Source organism: Aeromonas sp. A04, from assembly GCF_047780465.1.
GTDB classification, from domain to species: domain Bacteria; phylum Pseudomonadota; class Gammaproteobacteria; order Enterobacterales; family Aeromonadaceae; genus Aeromonas; species Aeromonas bestiarum.
The window spans coordinates 481,720-496,861 of sequence record NZ_JBLNHP010000002.1; the positions used below are offsets into that span (position 1 = coordinate 481,720).

Sequence of the window (15,142 nt, forward strand, 5' to 3'; positions counted from 1 at the left end):
GGGAAATAGATGGCCTGGTTATCCTTGTTGGTGGCGATTGCCCTGATCTGGTGGTTGATGAAGCTGGGACGGGGCGCCCTGTTCGAGATCCGGCTTGCGCCGGGCAAGCTGGTGGTCAAGCGGGGCAAGGTGTCTCCCGCGTTCATTGAGCATGCCAAGCAGATACTGCGCCACGAGACGGTGCGGGGCCGCATTCTGGGTCAGCGTGACGGAGACGGCGTCAAGCTGGTCTTCTCCCGCTCCATCCCCGAGCCGGTGGCCCAGCGTTTTCGCAATGTCTTCCCCTATGCCGATTACCGCCAGCCGACGGCGCCCCTGCCGGGCTCAAAACCGCGCAAGGGTTGACGCCGCGCTCGCACACAACAAACGGGCCTCCACTGGAGGCCCGTTTTTTTATGGCAGAGGTGGTGCGGCGCAGGCTTATTCGTGCAGCGCGCGCTGGGCCTTGACGGTGGCCGGCTTGATGGCCACCCCTTCATTGCCCCAGGAGGCGCGCAATGTGTTGACCAGCCCGGCCACCTGTTCGTCGTTGAGGGTCCAGCCATAACCCGGCATGCGGTAGCCGATATGACCCTGGGTAATGGGGGTCTCGGCGCCGTACAGCAGCACGTTGAGCAGGCTGGCCGGATCGTCGGCCAGCACTGTCTGGTTGCCCACCAGAGATGGAATCACTCCATCATTGCCCTGACCGTTGACCCCGTGGCAGGTGGAGCAGTACATGGCATAGTCCGCCTTGCCGCCCGCGTTGGCGTAGGCCCGGTTGCCCTGGGCTGGCGGCGTATTATCTCCGATCTCGATAAGATAGGTGGCTATGCCGGCCAGATCCGCGTCGCTGAAGTACTGGCTGCTGTGAGTGATCACTTCCGCCATGGGGCCGGAGACGGCCTGATGCTGGCTGCGACCGGTTTTCAGCAGATCGATCAGCGCCTGCTTGTCGTAGCGGGTGCCGCGGATGTCGGGGGCATACCAGCCATCCAGGGTGGCGCCGCTCAGATAGAGGGGGTCCGCCTCGGTCAGCGCCTTCTCCTGCATGCCGAGTCCGCGCGGGGTGTGGCAACTGCCACAGTGACCGGCACCCTGCACCAGATAGGCGCCGCGATTCCACTGCTCGCTCTTGCCCGCCACCGGGGTGAAGCGGCTGTCATCGTGATAGACCCAGTTCCAGCCCATCAGCGGCCAGCGTATGTTGAGCGGCCAGGGGATGTCGCTCTCCTTGTTGGCCACCGCCAGCGGCTGCACCTCCTTCATCAGATGCTGGTAGAGATCCCCGAGATCTGTGTCGCTCATCTTGGCGTAGGCGGTGTAGGGCATGGCCGGATAGAGCCGATGACCATCCCGGGCCACCCCTTCGCGCATCACCTTGATGAACTCCGGCAGGCTGTAGTTGCCGATGCCGTGGCTCTTGTCGGGGGTGATGTTGGTGGAAAACACTGTGCCGATCGGGGTCGGGAAGCCCTTGCCGCCAGCCAGCGGCTGGCTGGTTTCGCTGGTGTGACAGGCGGCGCAATCCCCCAGCTTGGCCACATATTCCCCCGCCGACATGGCAGGCGTTGCCTGTGTAGCCAGGGCGGGTAGGGCCAGCAGCAGGGCGCTGGCGGTCAGTGACAGGGCGCGGTTCATTGGGCACCTCCCTTCTGCATGGCGACCAGCTCGTTGACCGCACGCCAGGCCTGATCGATGGCGGAGTGGGCGTAGGGGCTCCAGTCCGAGTCGGAGTTGGCTATGGTGATGTTGCCTATGGGCTGACGACCCAGCTCAATCCATTTTTCGCACTGCGCCTCGTCATCGAACAGGGTGTTGGTGATGTAGGAGTAGCCGTGGGACCAGCGGTTGACCGTGATGGCAAGGATATCCTGCTGGTGGTTGAAACCGGCGCTGCCCAGCATCCCCTGCAGCTGCTCGCGGATCATCTGCTCGTGCTGCTCGAACGGCATGCCGAGGATCATGGCGCGCCCCTTGCGGGACTGCTCGCGGGACGAGAGGCCGCTGCCCGGCAGGGTCGGCACATAGACCATGTGCAGGCACATGGGCTGATCCGGGCTCTTGGGATGCTCGTAGCCGCCGAGGTTGACCGGGTAGTCCAGCTTGACCCGGCTGTAGGGGGCCGCCGGTGAATAGACCTCGTGCACGCCGAGTTTGACGAAGGCGTGCCAGTTCTTGATCACCACCTTGGTGTAGACCAGCGGCGCCTTGGCATTCTGGCGCAGCGCCTCCTTCTGGGGCTCCGGCAGCTCGGGCACCATGTAGGGGATCATCATGTTGTAACCGGCCATGATTGACTGCTTGGCCCGCACTCGATGCAGTTTCCCTTCCTTGATGTAGGTGACATCCACCGCCGATTTGCCATCGGCGAGGCGGACGTTTTTGGCCTGCAGCGCCGTGCTGCCAAGGCGCAGTTGCACCTTGTGCTCCGCCACGTCGAGCTTGCCGTAGTCAAACTTGGCCAGCACCACGTCCTGCATGGTGTGGCCGGGGGCCACCTGCGGAATGAGCTTGCGCACCATCAAGCGGGTCAGCCCGGCGTTGCCGTCCGGGAAGTGGAAGATGTAAGGATCGTCCAGCTCCGCCTGCTCCTCGGCATCGAGGGGAGTGAGATCCAGCCCGTTGAAGCCCGGCAGGGCACAGAGACGCGCATCGGCGCAGGCGGTGGCGTCTATGCCGACCGCCTGGAAGTCGTTGGTGCGCTGCTGGAAGTAAGTGATCGCCCGCTCGCTGAGCCCCACCTTGTCGCGCAGGAAGCTGGTGTAGCTGTTGCGGGTCATCCAGAGGTCTTTCTCCTCCCGGCTCATGCCGCTCAGGTAGTCGATCTTCTCTTCGTGCAGGGCCAGCAGGGCCGCACGGTCGCTCTCGTCGAGCGGGAAGTCACCGATGAACTGTGCCAGCGGGCGGCCGTTCAAGCGATCGCGGGGGATGTCGTCGGCCACGTTGTGGCCCGGATCGCCGCTCACCACCTTGTTGACGCCAAAGTGCTGCTCGTCGAAGTAGACGCCGCGGCTGAGCCCCAGATCCGGGTAGAAGGTCTGCTGGAAGCCCTTGGCCAGCTCGTCGATGTTGACTTCGAGCGCCTTGAGCAGCCCGAGCGCAATGGGGCTGTAGACGGAGCGCGGCGATTGCAGGGATTCGCTGCCGCCGTAGCCCAGCCGCAGCCCATCGGGGGTGGTGAACTCGTTGCGCTTGGCGTGGCCGCCAAAATCGTCGTGGTTGTCGAGCAGCAGGATCTTTTTGTCCGCGCCGAGCAATTGCTGATAGAAGCAGGCGGCCGCCAGGCCGCTGATGCCGGCACCGACGATCACCAGATCGTACTCCCCCTCGAGGGGGACATTGGCGAAGTCATACTGCTTGCCGTCGCGGGCTATGCTGTGGGCCGGCTCGAAGGAGCCCGGATGGTTGCCGCGCAGGCCGGTGAGGGCGGGCGGATAGGCCAGCGTCTTGTCGGCCAGCGCGTTGCCGCCTTGCGCCGCTTGCAGCAGATTGATGGGGGCGACACCGGCCGCAATCGCTATGGCTACGCCGTTGAGAAAGTCTCTGCGTGTGATACTCATGGCAATCCCTGTTGTATGAAGAGTCAAATGGGAAATGGGATAGGGTTGAATTCGTGACTGGCTTGGTAACGAAGGGGCGCAACCTAACGCCATATCCGGATGGAGTCCATGGCTTTGATAATAACTTATTAAACAAAATGATGAGTCCTGTGATGGATCCGGCCCCTGGAAATGCATGCAATATGCATCTTTGCGGACTATGGCCCCATCAAATCCATGGAATTAATTAGAGTTTAATTTGATTAATTATGGTCCGGATTGAGTTCCACTCAATGATCTGTCTGTTCGGCGGCGGCGCCGAAAATAGCGTCGATATTTTATACAAATAGCAACGAGCGGGGCGATTTAACCCTGCCAAATATAGGGTGAAGCAGCTATCTGTCTATTCAATCAACAACAATTGGATGAAATATGGTCTGTTAATGATGAGTTTGTGATTTGTGGGATTTGATAAATGCCTTGCCGTCAAGGCATTAACATGCTTCACAGGGAAATCCCAAACCGCACACAAGTTCGGGATTAATTTTTCATGTTGTTCACATCCCCCCCCGATGCAATAGAATGATGCGTTTTTATTACAACTTTACGCCTTGCGAAGATGAGGAAACGGCATGAGACCTGATGTAAAAAGGGGCTTGGGCGCCTTGCTGTTGCTCGCGACAACCGGCTTGCTCAGTGGTTGCGACATGGCTCTAATGAGCCCCAAAGGGCAGATTGGTCTGGAACAGAAATCACTGATATTAACGGCCATCGGGCTGATGTTAATTGTAGTGATCCCTGTGATTATTATGGCAGTGGTATTCTCTCGTAAATACAGAGCATCCAATACCAATGCCAAATACACCCCGGATTGGTCTCACTCCAACAAGATTGAAGCGGTCGTCTGGACTGTACCCGTCATTATTGTCGCCATCCTGGCGGTCATTACCTGGAAAACATCCCACTCGCTGGATCCTTATAAACCGCTGGAATCGGACGTCAAACCGATCCAGGTCGATGTTATTTCCCTCGACTGGAAGTGGTTGTTCGTCTATCCGGAACTGGGTATCGCCTCGGTCAATGAACTGGCCTTCCCGGTCAATACCCCGGTCAATTTCCGGGTGACCTCAGACACTGTGATGAACTCCTTCTTCATTCCCCAGCTGGGCGGTCAGATCTACGCCATGGCGGGCATGCAGACCAAGTTGCATCTCATCGCCAACGAGGCGGGCCAGTACAAGGGGATCTCCGGCAGTTACAGCGGCGCCGGTTTCTCCGGCATGAAGTTCCAGGCCATCGCCACGCGGGATCAGGCCGACTTCGATGCCTGGGTCGCCAAGGTGAAACAGTCACCCAAGATGCTCGCCACCATGGCCGAGTTCGAGGCCCTGGCCAAGCAGAGCCAGAACAATCCGGTGGAGTATTTCGCCAGTGCCGACCCGGCCCTGTTCGTCAACGTGATCAACAAGTTCATGGGTGACATGAAACCGGGTGAGCACCAGGGCATGGCCCACGAAGGTGCCATGCAGCATGGCGACACCCTGGATCATCAAGCAATGGACCATGACGAGATGACCCATGATGCACAAATGGATCATGCCGGGCATATGGCCATGCCGATGGATGACAAGAGTGTGAAAGCAGGATCCGAGGAATAATTGATGTTTGGAAAATTAACGCTCGACGCTGTCCCGTACCATGAACCCATTATCATGGTCACGATAGCCGCTATCTTATTGGGCGGGCTGGCCATCGCCGGGCTGATCACCTATTTCGGCAAGTGGCAGTATCTGTGGCAAGAGTGGTTCACCTCTGTGGATCACAAGCGTCTCGGTATCATGTATCTCATCCTGGGCATGGTCATGCTGCTGCGCGGCTTTGCCGATGCGGTCATGATGCGTACCCAGCAGGTGATGGCCTCGGCCGGTGGCGAGGGCATATTGCCGCCCCACCACTACGACCAGATCTTCACCGCCCACGGCGTCATCATGATCTTCTTCGTGGCCATGCCACTGGTGATCGGCCTGATGAACATAGTGGTGCCGCTGCAAATCGGTGCCCGTGACGTGGCCTTCCCCTTCCTCAACAACCTGAGCTTCTGGTTTACCGCCGCCGCCGTGGTGCTGATCAACGTCTCCCTCGGGGTCGGTGAATTTGCCCAGACCGGCTGGCTGGCCTATCCGCCCTTGTCGGGCAAGGAGTTCAGTCCCGGGGTCGGGGTCGATTACTGGATCTGGAGTCTGCAGATCTCGGGTCTGGGAACCCTGCTGACCGGTGTCAACTTCTTTGCCACCATCATCCGGATGCGTGCCCCCGGCATGACCATGATGCGGCTGCCGGTGTTCACCTGGACCGCCCTGTGCGCCAACATACTGATCATCGCCTCCTTCCCGATCCTGACCGTCACCATAGCCCTGCTCACCGCAGACCGTTACCTGGGTACCCATTTCTTTACCAATGACATGGGTGGCAACATGATGATGTACATCAACCTGATCTGGGCCTGGGGTCACCCCGAGGTGTATATCCTGGTGCTGCCGGTGTTCGGGATCTTCTCCGAAGTGGTGGCGACCTTCTGCAAGAAGAAGCTGTTCGGCTACACCTCCCTGGTGTGGGCGACCATCGCCATTACCGTGCTCTCCTTCGTGGTCTGGCTGCACCACTTCTTCACCATGGGATCGGGTGCCAACGTGAATGCCTTCTTCGGCATCACCACCATGATCATCTCGATCCCGACCGGGGTTAAGATCTTCAACTGGCTGTTCACCATGTACCGCGGTCGCATCGAGTTCACCTCGCCCATGCTGTGGACCGTCGGCTTCATCATCACCTTCACCGTGGGTGGCATGACGGGGGTACTGCTCTCCGTGCCGGCCGCCAACTTCGTGCTGCACAACAGCCTGTTCCTGATCGCCCACTTCCACAACGTCATCATCGGCGGCGTGGTGTTCGGTTGCTTCGCCGGTATCACCTACTGGTTCCCCAAAGCATTCGGTTTCAAGCTGGATGAGGTCTGGGGCAAGCGTGCCTTCTGGTTCTGGATCACCGGCTTCTTCGTGGCCTTCATGCCGCTCTACGTGCTGGGCTTCATGGGCATGACCCGTCGGGTCAGCCAGAACATAGATCCCGAGTTCCACGGCTGGCTGGTAGTGGCTGCCTGCGGTGCCGGCCTGATCGCCATCGGCGTCCTGTGCCAGGTGATCCAGGTGGTGGTCAGTATTCGTGACCGCGAGAAGAACCGCGATCTGACTGGCGATCCTTGGGGTGGCCGTACCCTGGAGTGGTCGACCTCTTCACCGCCGCCCTTCTACAACTTCGCCATCGAGCCGAAGATCACAGGTCTGGATGCCTTCTGGGAAGCCAAGCAAGACGGTTCTGCCTTCCTGCGCCCGGCCCAGTACGCTCCCATCCACATGCCGAAAAACTCGGGTGCCGGTGTCATCATCGCCGCCTTCAGCGTGGTGTTCGGCTTTGCCATGATCTGGCACATCTGGTGGATGGCCATCGCCGGCTTCGTCGGCATGATAGCCACCTGGATCGTCCACAGCTTCAATGAGGACGTGGATTACTACGTGCAGGTTGACGAGATCGAGCGCATCGAAGGTCAGCATTTCGACAATATCAACAAGGTGGCTTAATTCCATGGCGACTGACGTTCTACATCACACTCACGGCGCCCATGACGATCATGGGCACCATGATGCCGGTGCCACCAAGGTGTTCGGTTTCTGGATCTACCTGATGAGTGACTGCATCCTGTTTGCGACCCTGTTCGCAACCTATGCAGTCCTGGTCAACGGCACCGCCGGCGGCCCGAGCGGCAAGGACATCTTCGAGCTGCCGTTCGTGTTCGCCGAAACCATGCTGCTGCTGCTGAGTTCCATCACCTTCGGGTTCGGCATGCTGGCCATGAACAAGAACAAGGTTTCCGCGGTCAATACCTGGCTGCTGGTCACCTTCCTGCTTGGCGCCGGCTTCATCGCCATGGAGATCTACGAGTTCCACCATCTGATCGCCGAGGGCTTCGGCCCGCAGCGCAGCGGTTTCCTCTCCGCCTTCTTCACCCTGGTCGGTACCCACGGGATCCACGTGACCAGTGGCCTGGTCTGGATCATCGTGATGATGGTGCTGATCAGCAAGAAGGGGCTGACCGAGCACAACCGTACTCGCCTGATGTGCCTGAGCCTGTTCTGGCACTTCCTGGACGTGGTGTGGATCTGCGTCTTCACCGTGGTCTATCTGATGGGGGTCATGTAATGAGTCATTCCGTTGACAATCACGGCGCGAGCCACGGCAGCGTCAAGTCCTACATGACAGGGTTCGTGCTGTCACTCATCCTGACCGCGATCCCCTTCTGGATGGTGATGGATGGCTCCGCCTCCCACGCCATGGTGCTGGGCACAGTGGTGGCCATGGCGGTGGTGCAGATCTTCGTGCATCTGATCTACTTCCTGCACATGAACACCTCGTCAGAGGAGCGCTGGAACCTGGTGGCACTGGTGTTTACCGTGCTCATCATCGCCATCGTGGTCGTGGGTTCCCTGTGGATCATGTACAACCTCAACATCAACATGATGGTTCACTGAGCGGCTTGATGTGATGATGAAGCAATACCTGCAAGTGACCAAGCCGGGCATCATCTTCGGTAACCTCATCTCGGTTATCGGGGGATTCCTGCTGGCCTCCAAGGGGAGCCTGGACGTGCCCCTGTTCATCCTGACCATGGTGGGTGTCTCCCTGGTGGTGGCCTCCGGTTGTGTGTTCAACAACTACATCGACCGGGACATCGACTGCATCATGGAGCGCACCAAGAACCGCGCCCTGGTGAAGGGGCTGATCGCCCCCGGTGTGTCGCTCTGGTATGCGAGCGCGCTGGGCGTTGCGGGCATTGCACTGCTCTACTTTGCGGCCAATCCGTTGGCCGCCTTGCTGGCAGTGCTGGGCTTCCTGGTCTATGTGGGGGTCTACAGCCTCTACATGAAGCGTCACTCCGTCTATGGCACCCTGGTCGGCAGCCTCTCCGGCGCCGCGCCACCCGTCATCGGTTACTGCGCCGTGAGCGGTCAGTTCGACTCGGGTGCCTTGATCCTGCTGGCGATCTTCAGCCTGTGGCAGATGCCGCACTCCTATGCGATTGCCATCTTCCGCTTCAAGGATTACCAGGCCGCCAACATACCCGTGCTGCCGGTGGTGAAGGGGATTGTCGTGGCCAAACACCACATCACCCTCTACATACTGGCCTTCATGGTGCCGACCCTGATGCTGTTCCTCGGCGGTTACGCCGGTTACAAGTATCTGATCGTCGCCACTGCGGTTAGCGTCTGGTGGTTGGGCATGGCGCTGTCGGGTTACAAGCAGGCGGTCGATGACTCCCTCTGGGCCCGCAAGCTGTTCATGTTCTCCATCGTCACCATCACTTGCCTGAGTGTGATGATGTCGGTGGACTTCCAGCCGGACGCGACGCCGGTATTGGTGAGCATGCTGCCGTGATCCTGACGCGGACATGTTCTCCATCGTCACCATCACCTGCCTGAGCGTGATGATGTCGGTGGACTTCCAGCCGGACGCGACTCCCGTGCTGGTGAGCATGCTGCCCTGATAGTGTGAACTGCACCCCTAAATGCATGAAATCCAGAGCCGGGAACCTTCCCGGCTCTGTTATTATGGGGCCGCCCTGCGGGGCACTTTTCCCGCTGTTCGGGTGTGACGCGCCTTGCGTCATCCACCCCTTGCGTCTCCCTTCTCTTTGACCTATCGAGGCCATCATGAATGATTTCACCATGACGAGGGGCGAGCGCCGCGCGACCTGGGCGCTCGGCTCCGTCTTCTCCCTGCGCATGCTCGGCATGTTTATGGTGCTGCCGGTGCTGACCACCTATGGCATGTCTCTGGCGGGCGCCTCCGAAGCCCTGATCGGCCTTGCCATCGGCATCTATGGCATGACCCAGGCGCTGTTCCAGATCCCGTTCGGCCTGCTCTCCGATCGCATCGGCAGAAAGCCGCTCATCGTCGGCGGCCTGCTGATGTTTGCGCTGGGCAGCGTGATCGCGGCGCTGACCCACTCCATCTGGGGCGTCATCCTCGGCCGTGCCCTGCAGGGCAGCGGCGCCATCTCGGCGGCCGTCATGGCGCTGCTCTCGGATCTCACCCGCGAGCAGAACCGCACCAAGGCGATGGCCTTCATCGGGGTGAGCTTTGGCATCACCTTCGCCATCGCCATGGTGACGGGCCCCCTCATCACCCACGCGCTGGGGCTGTCCGGTCTGTTCTGGCTCATCGCCCTGCTGGCGCTGGGGGGCATAGCCATCACCCTCTGGCTGGTGCCGACCCCGACCGGTCACCTGCTCAATCGCGAGTCCAGCATGGTCAGGGGCGGGATGCGCACAGTGCTCACCAACCCGCGCCTGCTCAAACTCAACCTCGGCATCCTCTGCGTGCACACCCTGCTGATGTCGAGCTTCGTGGCGCTGCCGCCGCTGCTGGAGCAGGCCGGTCTGCCCCGTGACAGCCAGTGGCAGGCCTATCTGGTCACCATGCTGGTCGCCTTTGTCAGCGTGGTGCCCTTCATCATCTATGCCGAAAAACGCCGCCAGATGAAGCGGGTATTCCAGGCTTGCGTGCTGGTGATGCTCATCGCCGAAGTGGTGCTGTGGCAGGCCGGGTTGCAGCTGTGGGGCCTGCTCGCCGGGCTGCAGCTCTTCTTCATCGGCTTCAACGTGATGGAGGCGCTGCTGCCGTCACTCATCAGCAAGGAGTCGCCACCGGGTTACAAGGGCACCGCCATGGGGGTCTACTCCACCAGCCAGTTCATCGGGGTGGCCATAGGCGGCAGCCTGGGTGGTTTGCTCTACAGCCTAGGCGGCGGCGTGCTGGTGTTTGGCAGTTGCGCCCTGTTGGCCCTGGCCTGGCTGGGGGTCAGCCTCACCATGCAGGAGCCCCCCTATGTGAGCAGCCTGCGCATAGTGCTGCCGGCAGGGGTCGAGGCGAGCCCGGCGCTGGAGCAGAAGATCCGCGCCTGTGACGGGGTGAGCGATGTGCTGCTGGCGCCAGCCGAGCATTCGCTCTATGTGAAGGTGGACAGCAAGCGCCTCACGCGCAGCGATCTGGAGCGGCTGGTCGCCGTCTAACGGCGTCTGCCAGCATGCAAAAGCCCGCCAATTCGGCGGGCTTTTTGTTGGGCAGTATTCAGTTGGATTGTGCTCAGCGGGACTGTGTTCAGTAGGGGCGAGCTCAGTCGGCCAGGCAGGGCTGCTCGGCGGGCAGGCTCGCGGCATCGCCCAGCAGCAGGGTGCTGAGGGCGTCTCTGGCGCACTGTGAGGAGTGCAGCTGGCCGTGCCGGTTGCTCTGCTCCACCCGCACCAGACGGGCGGCGCTGCCAAAGGCGGCCTGCATCTGGCGGGCGCCGGCGAAGGGGGTATTGGGATCGTACTCGGCGCCGAGCACCAGGGCCCTGGCATCATTCGGGAGCTTTATCTCGCCGGCGCCGTAGGTGGTGATGGGCTGGCGCGGATAAGGCCAGTCGGCGCAGGTGTTGAAGCTCTTGGCCAGCAGCAGGGCGCCGGCCCCCTGGAAGGCGGCATCTTCCGGGTCCAGCGCCTGCCAGCCATAGGGCTCGCTGTTGTCGGTGCAGTGGATGGCGCTGAAGAAGGGCATTTCCAGCAGATCCTGGTAGGGGGTCTCGTCGGCCTGCTCCTTGGCGAGGCGGGTCAGCAGGGGGCCTGCATCATCCTGCTGCCAGAAGGCGAGCTGATCATAGTGCTGGCTGCCGCTGATGGCATCGCTCATCACAGCTTCCCAGTGGGCGCGGTCGAGCACATTGCCCATGTTGTCCACATAGCGGCCGCTGTCGCGCACCTGGCGGGTCACCGCCATGCTGCGCTGCAGCGCCTCGGCCCCGAAGCGCCATGCAAGGATGCGATTGGCATTCTCGGCATCGCCGCGGAAGATGGCCGGGTAGCGGCTCTCGGCAGGGGACATCGGCGAGTCGACCACCAGGTTGGCCACGTGGCTCGGGTAGCGGGCGGCATAGAGGGCGGCGAGGCGGGTGCCGTAGGAGAAGGTGATGGGGGTGATGCGGTCGTGCCCCAGATGCTGGCGCAGTCGCTCCATGTCCTCGACCACGGCCCGCGAGCCCAGGTGCGGCGCATGCAGCTTCAACGGCTCGTCGCAGCGCTCCCGCAGCGCAGTGCCGAAGGCCTTGCCCTGATCGTCACCGCTCTCGAGCGCCGGCAGGGCGCCCTTGTCCCGGCTGGCAAAGATCTGGGCGAGCTGCGCCGGGGTCATGTCCGGCCGGATGCCGCTCTTGTCCGTCAGCAGGCAGCTGCGCAGTTCATGCCCGAGCGCGCTGTAACCGGCCCCGCGAGGATCCAGGGTGACTATGTCGTAGTGCGCCAGGATGGCGGGGTTGGCACTGCGCAGCATGTCGAGCAGGATACCCAGATCCGGGGTGGCCGAGGTGGGGCCGCCCGGGTTGTAGAAGAGGGTGCCGCGATAGTCGCCGGTGGCGCGATAGTGCACATAGAAGAGGTCTATGGTGTCCCCCTTGACCGTGCGGGTCTCCTGCTTGATCTCGCCCCGGATGGGGTTGCCTGACCAGGAGGGGGTCGAGAAGCGGCTTGTGTTGCCAGAGAGGAAAGTGGCAGCCGGGGCGGGGGCAGGGCGTTTCTCCCATTTGGTCTCCTTGATCTGGACCCACTCCTTGTCGTAATCGAGCGGCACCGTCAGGTAGTGGCAACTGACCTGGCTGGCGGGTACGGCGACGCCATCCTCCTGCCACCCCTGCCGCAATTGGCGGCAGATGTTGCCCGTGTCATAAGCGGCGGTGATATGCCGCGCCTTGAAGGGAGCTTCCTCTTTCTTTTCCAGATCGCAGCCCGCCAGCAGAGCCGGCGCCAGCAAAGATATCATCAGCGTGTATTTCATTTTTTTGTTTCCATCATATTGCCTGAACCCGGGCATGTTACGTGATGGACTCAAAAAAATAGCAGTGGGTAATTGTATGGAAATATTTCAATGTATGTCGGTGAAAATAATTTGGCGTCATTAACTGGGTTGTTTGAAAATAATGGCCCGCATAGCGCCCCGTTATTTTTATCGGGATCAATAAATGTCGCTAAACAGGCCATGTGGCATGAAGGGAGTGCCGGTTATACCCGCGTGCTCACCAGGCCCGCCAGAAGGGTTTGTCTCCCAGTATGGTGGCCCTGTGCATCACCCGCCGGGCCGGCAGATAGTCGGCGTTGGCATAGTGCTGGGTGACCCGGTTGTCCCAGATGGCGATGTCGTTCTCCTGCCAGCGCCAGCGCACCTGATACTCGGGTTTGGTGATGTGGGCGAACAGGAAGGCCAGCAGCGCCTCGCTCTCCCGCGCAGGCAGATCGGGCAGGCGGGTGGTGAAGCCTTCGTTGACGAACAGGGCCTGGCGGCCGCTCACCGGATGGGTTCGGATCACAGGGTGGCGCAGGGGGGGGGGCGGGCCGCCGCCTCCTGCCAGCGTCCATATTCCGCCGGGCTGCCGTTGTGACGATGGGCCGGGAACGACTTGCTGAAGTCGTGCTCGGCTTCCAGTCCCGCCAGCAGCTGTTGCAGCCTGGGGGAGAGCCCCTCGAAGGCGGCGATGCCGCTGGCCCACAGGGTGTCCCCGCCAACCGGCGGCAACTGCTTGGCGGCCAGGATGGCCAGCGCCGGTGGCGTCTCTATGAAGGTCACATCGGTATGCCAGTTGTCATTGTCCGGCGGATTCTCGTGGTGGGTGTCGAGCACTATGATCTCCTCGGCCTCCGGCGCATGGGGATAGACGGGGTGGATGTGCAGATCGCCGAAGCGGTTGGCCAGCGCCCGCTGAGCCAGGGGGGTGATGGGCTGATCCCGAAAGAACAGCACCTGATGGATCAACAGGGCCTGATGGAGCTGCTCGAAGTGGATCTCGTTCAAGGATCCGGCCAGACGGATGCCGCTGACTTCGGCGCCGATATGGGTGCCAAGGGGGGTGATGTGCAGGGTATTGCTCATAGTCCTTCTCCATGCCACGGCGTCAGGCGACGCTGCAGCGCACGTAAACCAAGTTCCAGAATGAAGGCGATCAGGGCGATCACCAGAATGCCCGCCAGCACCACGTCGGTGGCGAGAAACTCGCCGGCGGATTGCACCATGAAGCCCACGCCGCGGGTGGCGGCGATGAGCTCGGCCGCCACCAGGGTGGACCAGCCGACCCCGAGCCCGATGCGCAGCCCGGTCAAGATTTCCGGCAGGGCGCCGGGCAGGATGACGTGCCACAACACCTGCCAGCGGGTGGCGCCCAGTGCCCGGGCGGCCCGCAGCCGCACCTGCTGGGCGCTCTGTACCCCCGCCAGGGTTGCCATGGCGACCGGTGCGAAGATGGCGAGATAGATGAGCAGTACCTTGGAGGTCTCGCCTATGCCAAACCAGATCACCATGAGCGGCAGATAGGCGAGCGGCGGCACCGGTCTGTAGAGTTCGATCAGCGGATCCAGCATGCCGCGCACCGTGGGGCTCAGCCCCATGGCAATCCCCACAGTCACCCCGCACAGGGCCGCCGCCGTCAGCGCGATCAGGATGCGCTGCAAGCTGGCCGCGAGGTGTTGCCACAGGGTGGCATCCATGAAGCCCTGCGGCCCGGCTATGGTAATGAACTGGTGCAGCAACTGCTCGGGGGGCGGCAAAAACAGCGGGCTTATCAGCCCGAGCCGGGCCACCAGCCACCAGAGGGCCAGCAGGGCGGTCAGGCTAAGCAGGCTCAAGCCAAGCCTGCGTGGCAGGGGCCAGCGCAGGCGCACGTTGGCGGGGACCGCCGAGGAGGAGAGGGCGGCCGTCATGCAAACACCTCCCGCTCGGCGAAGACCCGGCCGAGCACGTATTCGCGCCGCTCGATGAAGGCCGGATCCGACTTGATGCTGCGGCACGACTCACCGGCGGCGAAGCGGCGGCCAAAATCCAGGGTCAGCCGCTCTGTGATCCGGCCCGGGGCGGGGGAGAGCAGTACCAGCTCGGTGGCCATGAATACCGCCTCCTCTATGTCGTGGGTGATGAGCAGCACCTGGCGACGCTGCTCGTGCCACAGGCGCAGCAGCAGGGTCTGCATCTGCTCGCGAGTGAAGGCATCGAGGGCGCCGAAGGGTTCGTCGAGCAGCAGCAGTTGCGGCTGGGTGGCAAGAGCGCGGGCTATGCCGACCCGCTGGCGCTGGCCGCCGGAGAGCTGCCAGATGGGCTTGGCGTGGGCCTCCTCCAGCCCTACCTTGCGCAGCATGGCCCGCGCCCTGGCCTCGCGCTCGGGGCGCGGCAGGCCGGCCAGCTGCAGCCCGAAGGCCACGTTGTCCAGCACGTTGCGCCAGGGCAGCAGCCCCTCGTGCTGGAACACCACACCCAGCTCGGCGCCGGGGCCGGTCACCGGCCTGCCCAGCAGGCTGATCTGGCCCTGATGGTGGGTGAGAAAGCCCGCGATCAGGTTGAGCAGGGTGGTCTTGCCACAGCCGGAAGGGCCGAGTACCACCATCAGCTCCCCCGCGTCCAGCGTCAGGTTGATGTTGTCGAGCACCCGTCTGCCGTCGTAGTCGGCGCAAAGGTGAGTGAGTTGCAGCATGGCGGCCTCCTGGTCATTTGGG

The 15,142-nt window shown here is 61.9% G+C and carries 14 protein-coding genes; 7 read left to right on the forward strand and 7 right to left on the reverse strand.

Annotated elements, in window-relative coordinates:
- The first annotated feature begins 9 nt into the window (after nucleotides 1–9).
- Nucleotides 10–345, forward strand: coding sequence for a DUF3634 family protein (locus tag ACM3N8_RS09930; protein ID WP_416016049.1), 336 nt, complete (start codon nucleotides 10–12; stop codon nucleotides 343–345).
- A 75-nt stretch (nucleotides 346–420) separates the two neighbouring features.
- Here ACM3N8_RS09930 and ACM3N8_RS09935 read toward each other — a convergent pair whose 3' ends face one another.
- Both ACM3N8_RS09935 and ACM3N8_RS09940 read right to left on the reverse strand, forming a co-directional pair.
- On the reverse strand, nucleotides 421–1,620 hold the full coding sequence (locus ACM3N8_RS09935) for a c-type cytochrome (RefSeq protein WP_416016050.1): 1,200 nt from the start codon (nucleotides 1,618–1,620) through the stop codon (nucleotides 421–423).
- Complete coding sequence (locus ACM3N8_RS09940) at nucleotides 1,617–3,542, reverse strand: NAD(P)-binding protein (protein WP_416016051.1); 1,926 nt, start codon at nucleotides 3,540–3,542, stop codon at nucleotides 1,617–1,619. The genes ACM3N8_RS09935 and ACM3N8_RS09940 overlap by 4 nt, the downstream gene beginning before the upstream one ends.
- Nucleotides 3,543–4,153: 611 nt before the next feature.
- Here ACM3N8_RS09940 and cyoA point away from each other — a divergent pair.
- The 6 genes from cyoA to ACM3N8_RS09970 all read left to right on the forward strand — a co-directional run bounded on the left by cyoA (nucleotide 4,154) and on the right by ACM3N8_RS09970 (nucleotide 10,648).
- Nucleotides 4,154–5,179: a cytochrome o ubiquinol oxidase subunit II gene (cyoA, locus tag ACM3N8_RS09945; protein ID WP_084214134.1), complete on the forward strand. Its 1,026-nt coding sequence runs from the start codon at nucleotides 4,154–4,156 to the stop codon at nucleotides 5,177–5,179.
- A 3-nt stretch (nucleotides 5,180–5,182) separates the two neighbouring features.
- Nucleotides 5,183–7,159, forward strand: coding sequence for a cytochrome o ubiquinol oxidase subunit I (gene cyoB / locus ACM3N8_RS09950; protein WP_043134253.1), 1,977 nt, complete (start codon nucleotides 5,183–5,185; stop codon nucleotides 7,157–7,159).
- A gap of 4 nt (nucleotides 7,160–7,163) precedes the next feature.
- Entirely contained in the window at nucleotides 7,164–7,778 is a 615-nt protein-coding gene (locus ACM3N8_RS09955) for a cytochrome o ubiquinol oxidase subunit III (RefSeq protein ID WP_416016052.1), read from the forward strand.
- Nucleotides 7,778–8,107: a cytochrome o ubiquinol oxidase subunit IV gene (locus ACM3N8_RS09960; RefSeq protein ID WP_025327639.1), complete on the forward strand. Its 330-nt coding sequence runs from the start codon at nucleotides 7,778–7,780 to the stop codon at nucleotides 8,105–8,107. The genes ACM3N8_RS09955 and ACM3N8_RS09960 overlap by 1 nt, the downstream gene beginning before the upstream one ends.
- A gap of 10 nt (nucleotides 8,108–8,117) precedes the next feature.
- A complete protein-coding gene (gene cyoE / locus ACM3N8_RS09965) occupies nucleotides 8,118–9,011 on the forward strand; it encodes a heme o synthase (RefSeq protein ID WP_043134248.1) in 894 nt (297 codons plus the stop codon).
- 275 nt (nucleotides 9,012–9,286) lie between these two features.
- Nucleotides 9,287–10,648: an MFS transporter gene (locus ACM3N8_RS09970; protein WP_274453792.1), complete on the forward strand. Its 1,362-nt coding sequence runs from the start codon at nucleotides 9,287–9,289 to the stop codon at nucleotides 10,646–10,648.
- A gap of 103 nt (nucleotides 10,649–10,751) precedes the next feature.
- Here the strand turns inward: ACM3N8_RS09970 and ACM3N8_RS09975 are convergent, their stop codons facing one another.
- From ACM3N8_RS09975 to tauB, 5 genes are all read right to left on the reverse strand, one after another.
- Nucleotides 10,752–12,443 (reverse strand): alpha/beta hydrolase, encoded by a 1,692-nt coding sequence (locus tag ACM3N8_RS09975; protein WP_416016053.1) that lies wholly within the window; start codon nucleotides 12,441–12,443, stop codon nucleotides 10,752–10,754.
- A 238-nt stretch (nucleotides 12,444–12,681) separates the two neighbouring features.
- Nucleotides 12,682–12,972: a TauD/TfdA family dioxygenase gene (locus ACM3N8_RS09980; protein WP_416016054.1), complete on the reverse strand. Its 291-nt coding sequence runs from the start codon at nucleotides 12,970–12,972 to the stop codon at nucleotides 12,682–12,684.
- The gene (locus tag ACM3N8_RS09985) at nucleotides 12,969–13,532 is read right to left on the reverse strand and encodes a TauD/TfdA family dioxygenase (RefSeq protein ID WP_416016055.1); all 564 of its coding nucleotides are present in this window, start codon (nucleotides 13,530–13,532) and stop codon (nucleotides 12,969–12,971) included. Before ACM3N8_RS09985 ends, ACM3N8_RS09980 begins: the two co-directional genes overlap by 4 nt.
- Nucleotides 13,529–14,356 carry a taurine ABC transporter permease TauC gene (tauC, locus tag ACM3N8_RS09990; RefSeq protein ID WP_416016056.1) on the reverse strand — a complete coding sequence of 276 codons (828 nt, stop codon included), beginning with the start codon at nucleotides 14,354–14,356 and terminating at the stop codon, nucleotides 13,529–13,531. The genes ACM3N8_RS09985 and tauC overlap by 4 nt, the downstream gene beginning before the upstream one ends.
- A complete protein-coding gene (tauB, locus tag ACM3N8_RS09995) occupies nucleotides 14,353–15,120 on the reverse strand; it encodes a taurine ABC transporter ATP-binding subunit (RefSeq protein ID WP_416016057.1) in 768 nt (255 codons plus the stop codon). The genes tauC and tauB overlap by 4 nt, the downstream gene beginning before the upstream one ends.
- Nucleotides 15,121–15,142 lie beyond the last annotated feature (22 nt).

What these genes read in the sequence shown, in the direction of transcription:
- tauB (WP_416016057.1), bottom strand. Translation starts at nt 15,120, where the DNA reads ATGCTGCAACTCACTCACCTTTGCGCCGACTACGACGGCAGACGGGTG.
- ACM3N8_RS09940 (WP_416016051.1), bottom strand. Translation starts at nt 3,542, where the DNA reads ATGAGTATCACACGCAGAGACTTTCTCAACGGCGTAGCCATAGCGATT.
- cyoA (WP_084214134.1), top strand. Translation starts at nt 4,154, where the DNA reads ATGAGACCTGATGTAAAAAGGGGCTTGGGCGCCTTGCTGTTGCTCGCG.
- ACM3N8_RS09970 (WP_274453792.1), top strand. Translation starts at nt 9,287, where the DNA reads ATGAATGATTTCACCATGACGAGGGGCGAGCGCCGCGCGACCTGGGCG.
- ACM3N8_RS09985 (WP_416016055.1), bottom strand. Translation starts at nt 13,532, where the DNA reads ATGAGCAATACCCTGCACATCACCCCCCTTGGCACCCATATCGGCGCC.
- ACM3N8_RS09960 (WP_025327639.1), top strand. Translation starts at nt 7,778, where the DNA reads ATGAGTCATTCCGTTGACAATCACGGCGCGAGCCACGGCAGCGTCAAG.
- ACM3N8_RS09930 (WP_416016049.1), top strand. Translation starts at nt 10, where the DNA reads ATGGCCTGGTTATCCTTGTTGGTGGCGATTGCCCTGATCTGGTGGTTG.
- ACM3N8_RS09975 (WP_416016053.1), bottom strand. Translation starts at nt 12,443, where the DNA reads ATGAAATACACGCTGATGATATCTTTGCTGGCGCCGGCTCTGCTGGCG.
- ACM3N8_RS09935 (WP_416016050.1), bottom strand. Translation starts at nt 1,620, where the DNA reads ATGAACCGCGCCCTGTCACTGACCGCCAGCGCCCTGCTGCTGGCCCTA.
- ACM3N8_RS09955 (WP_416016052.1), top strand. Translation starts at nt 7,164, where the DNA reads ATGGCGACTGACGTTCTACATCACACTCACGGCGCCCATGACGATCAT.
- cyoB (WP_043134253.1), top strand. Translation starts at nt 5,183, where the DNA reads ATGTTTGGAAAATTAACGCTCGACGCTGTCCCGTACCATGAACCCATT.
- tauC (WP_416016056.1), bottom strand. Translation starts at nt 14,356, where the DNA reads ATGACGGCCGCCCTCTCCTCCTCGGCGGTCCCCGCCAACGTGCGCCTG.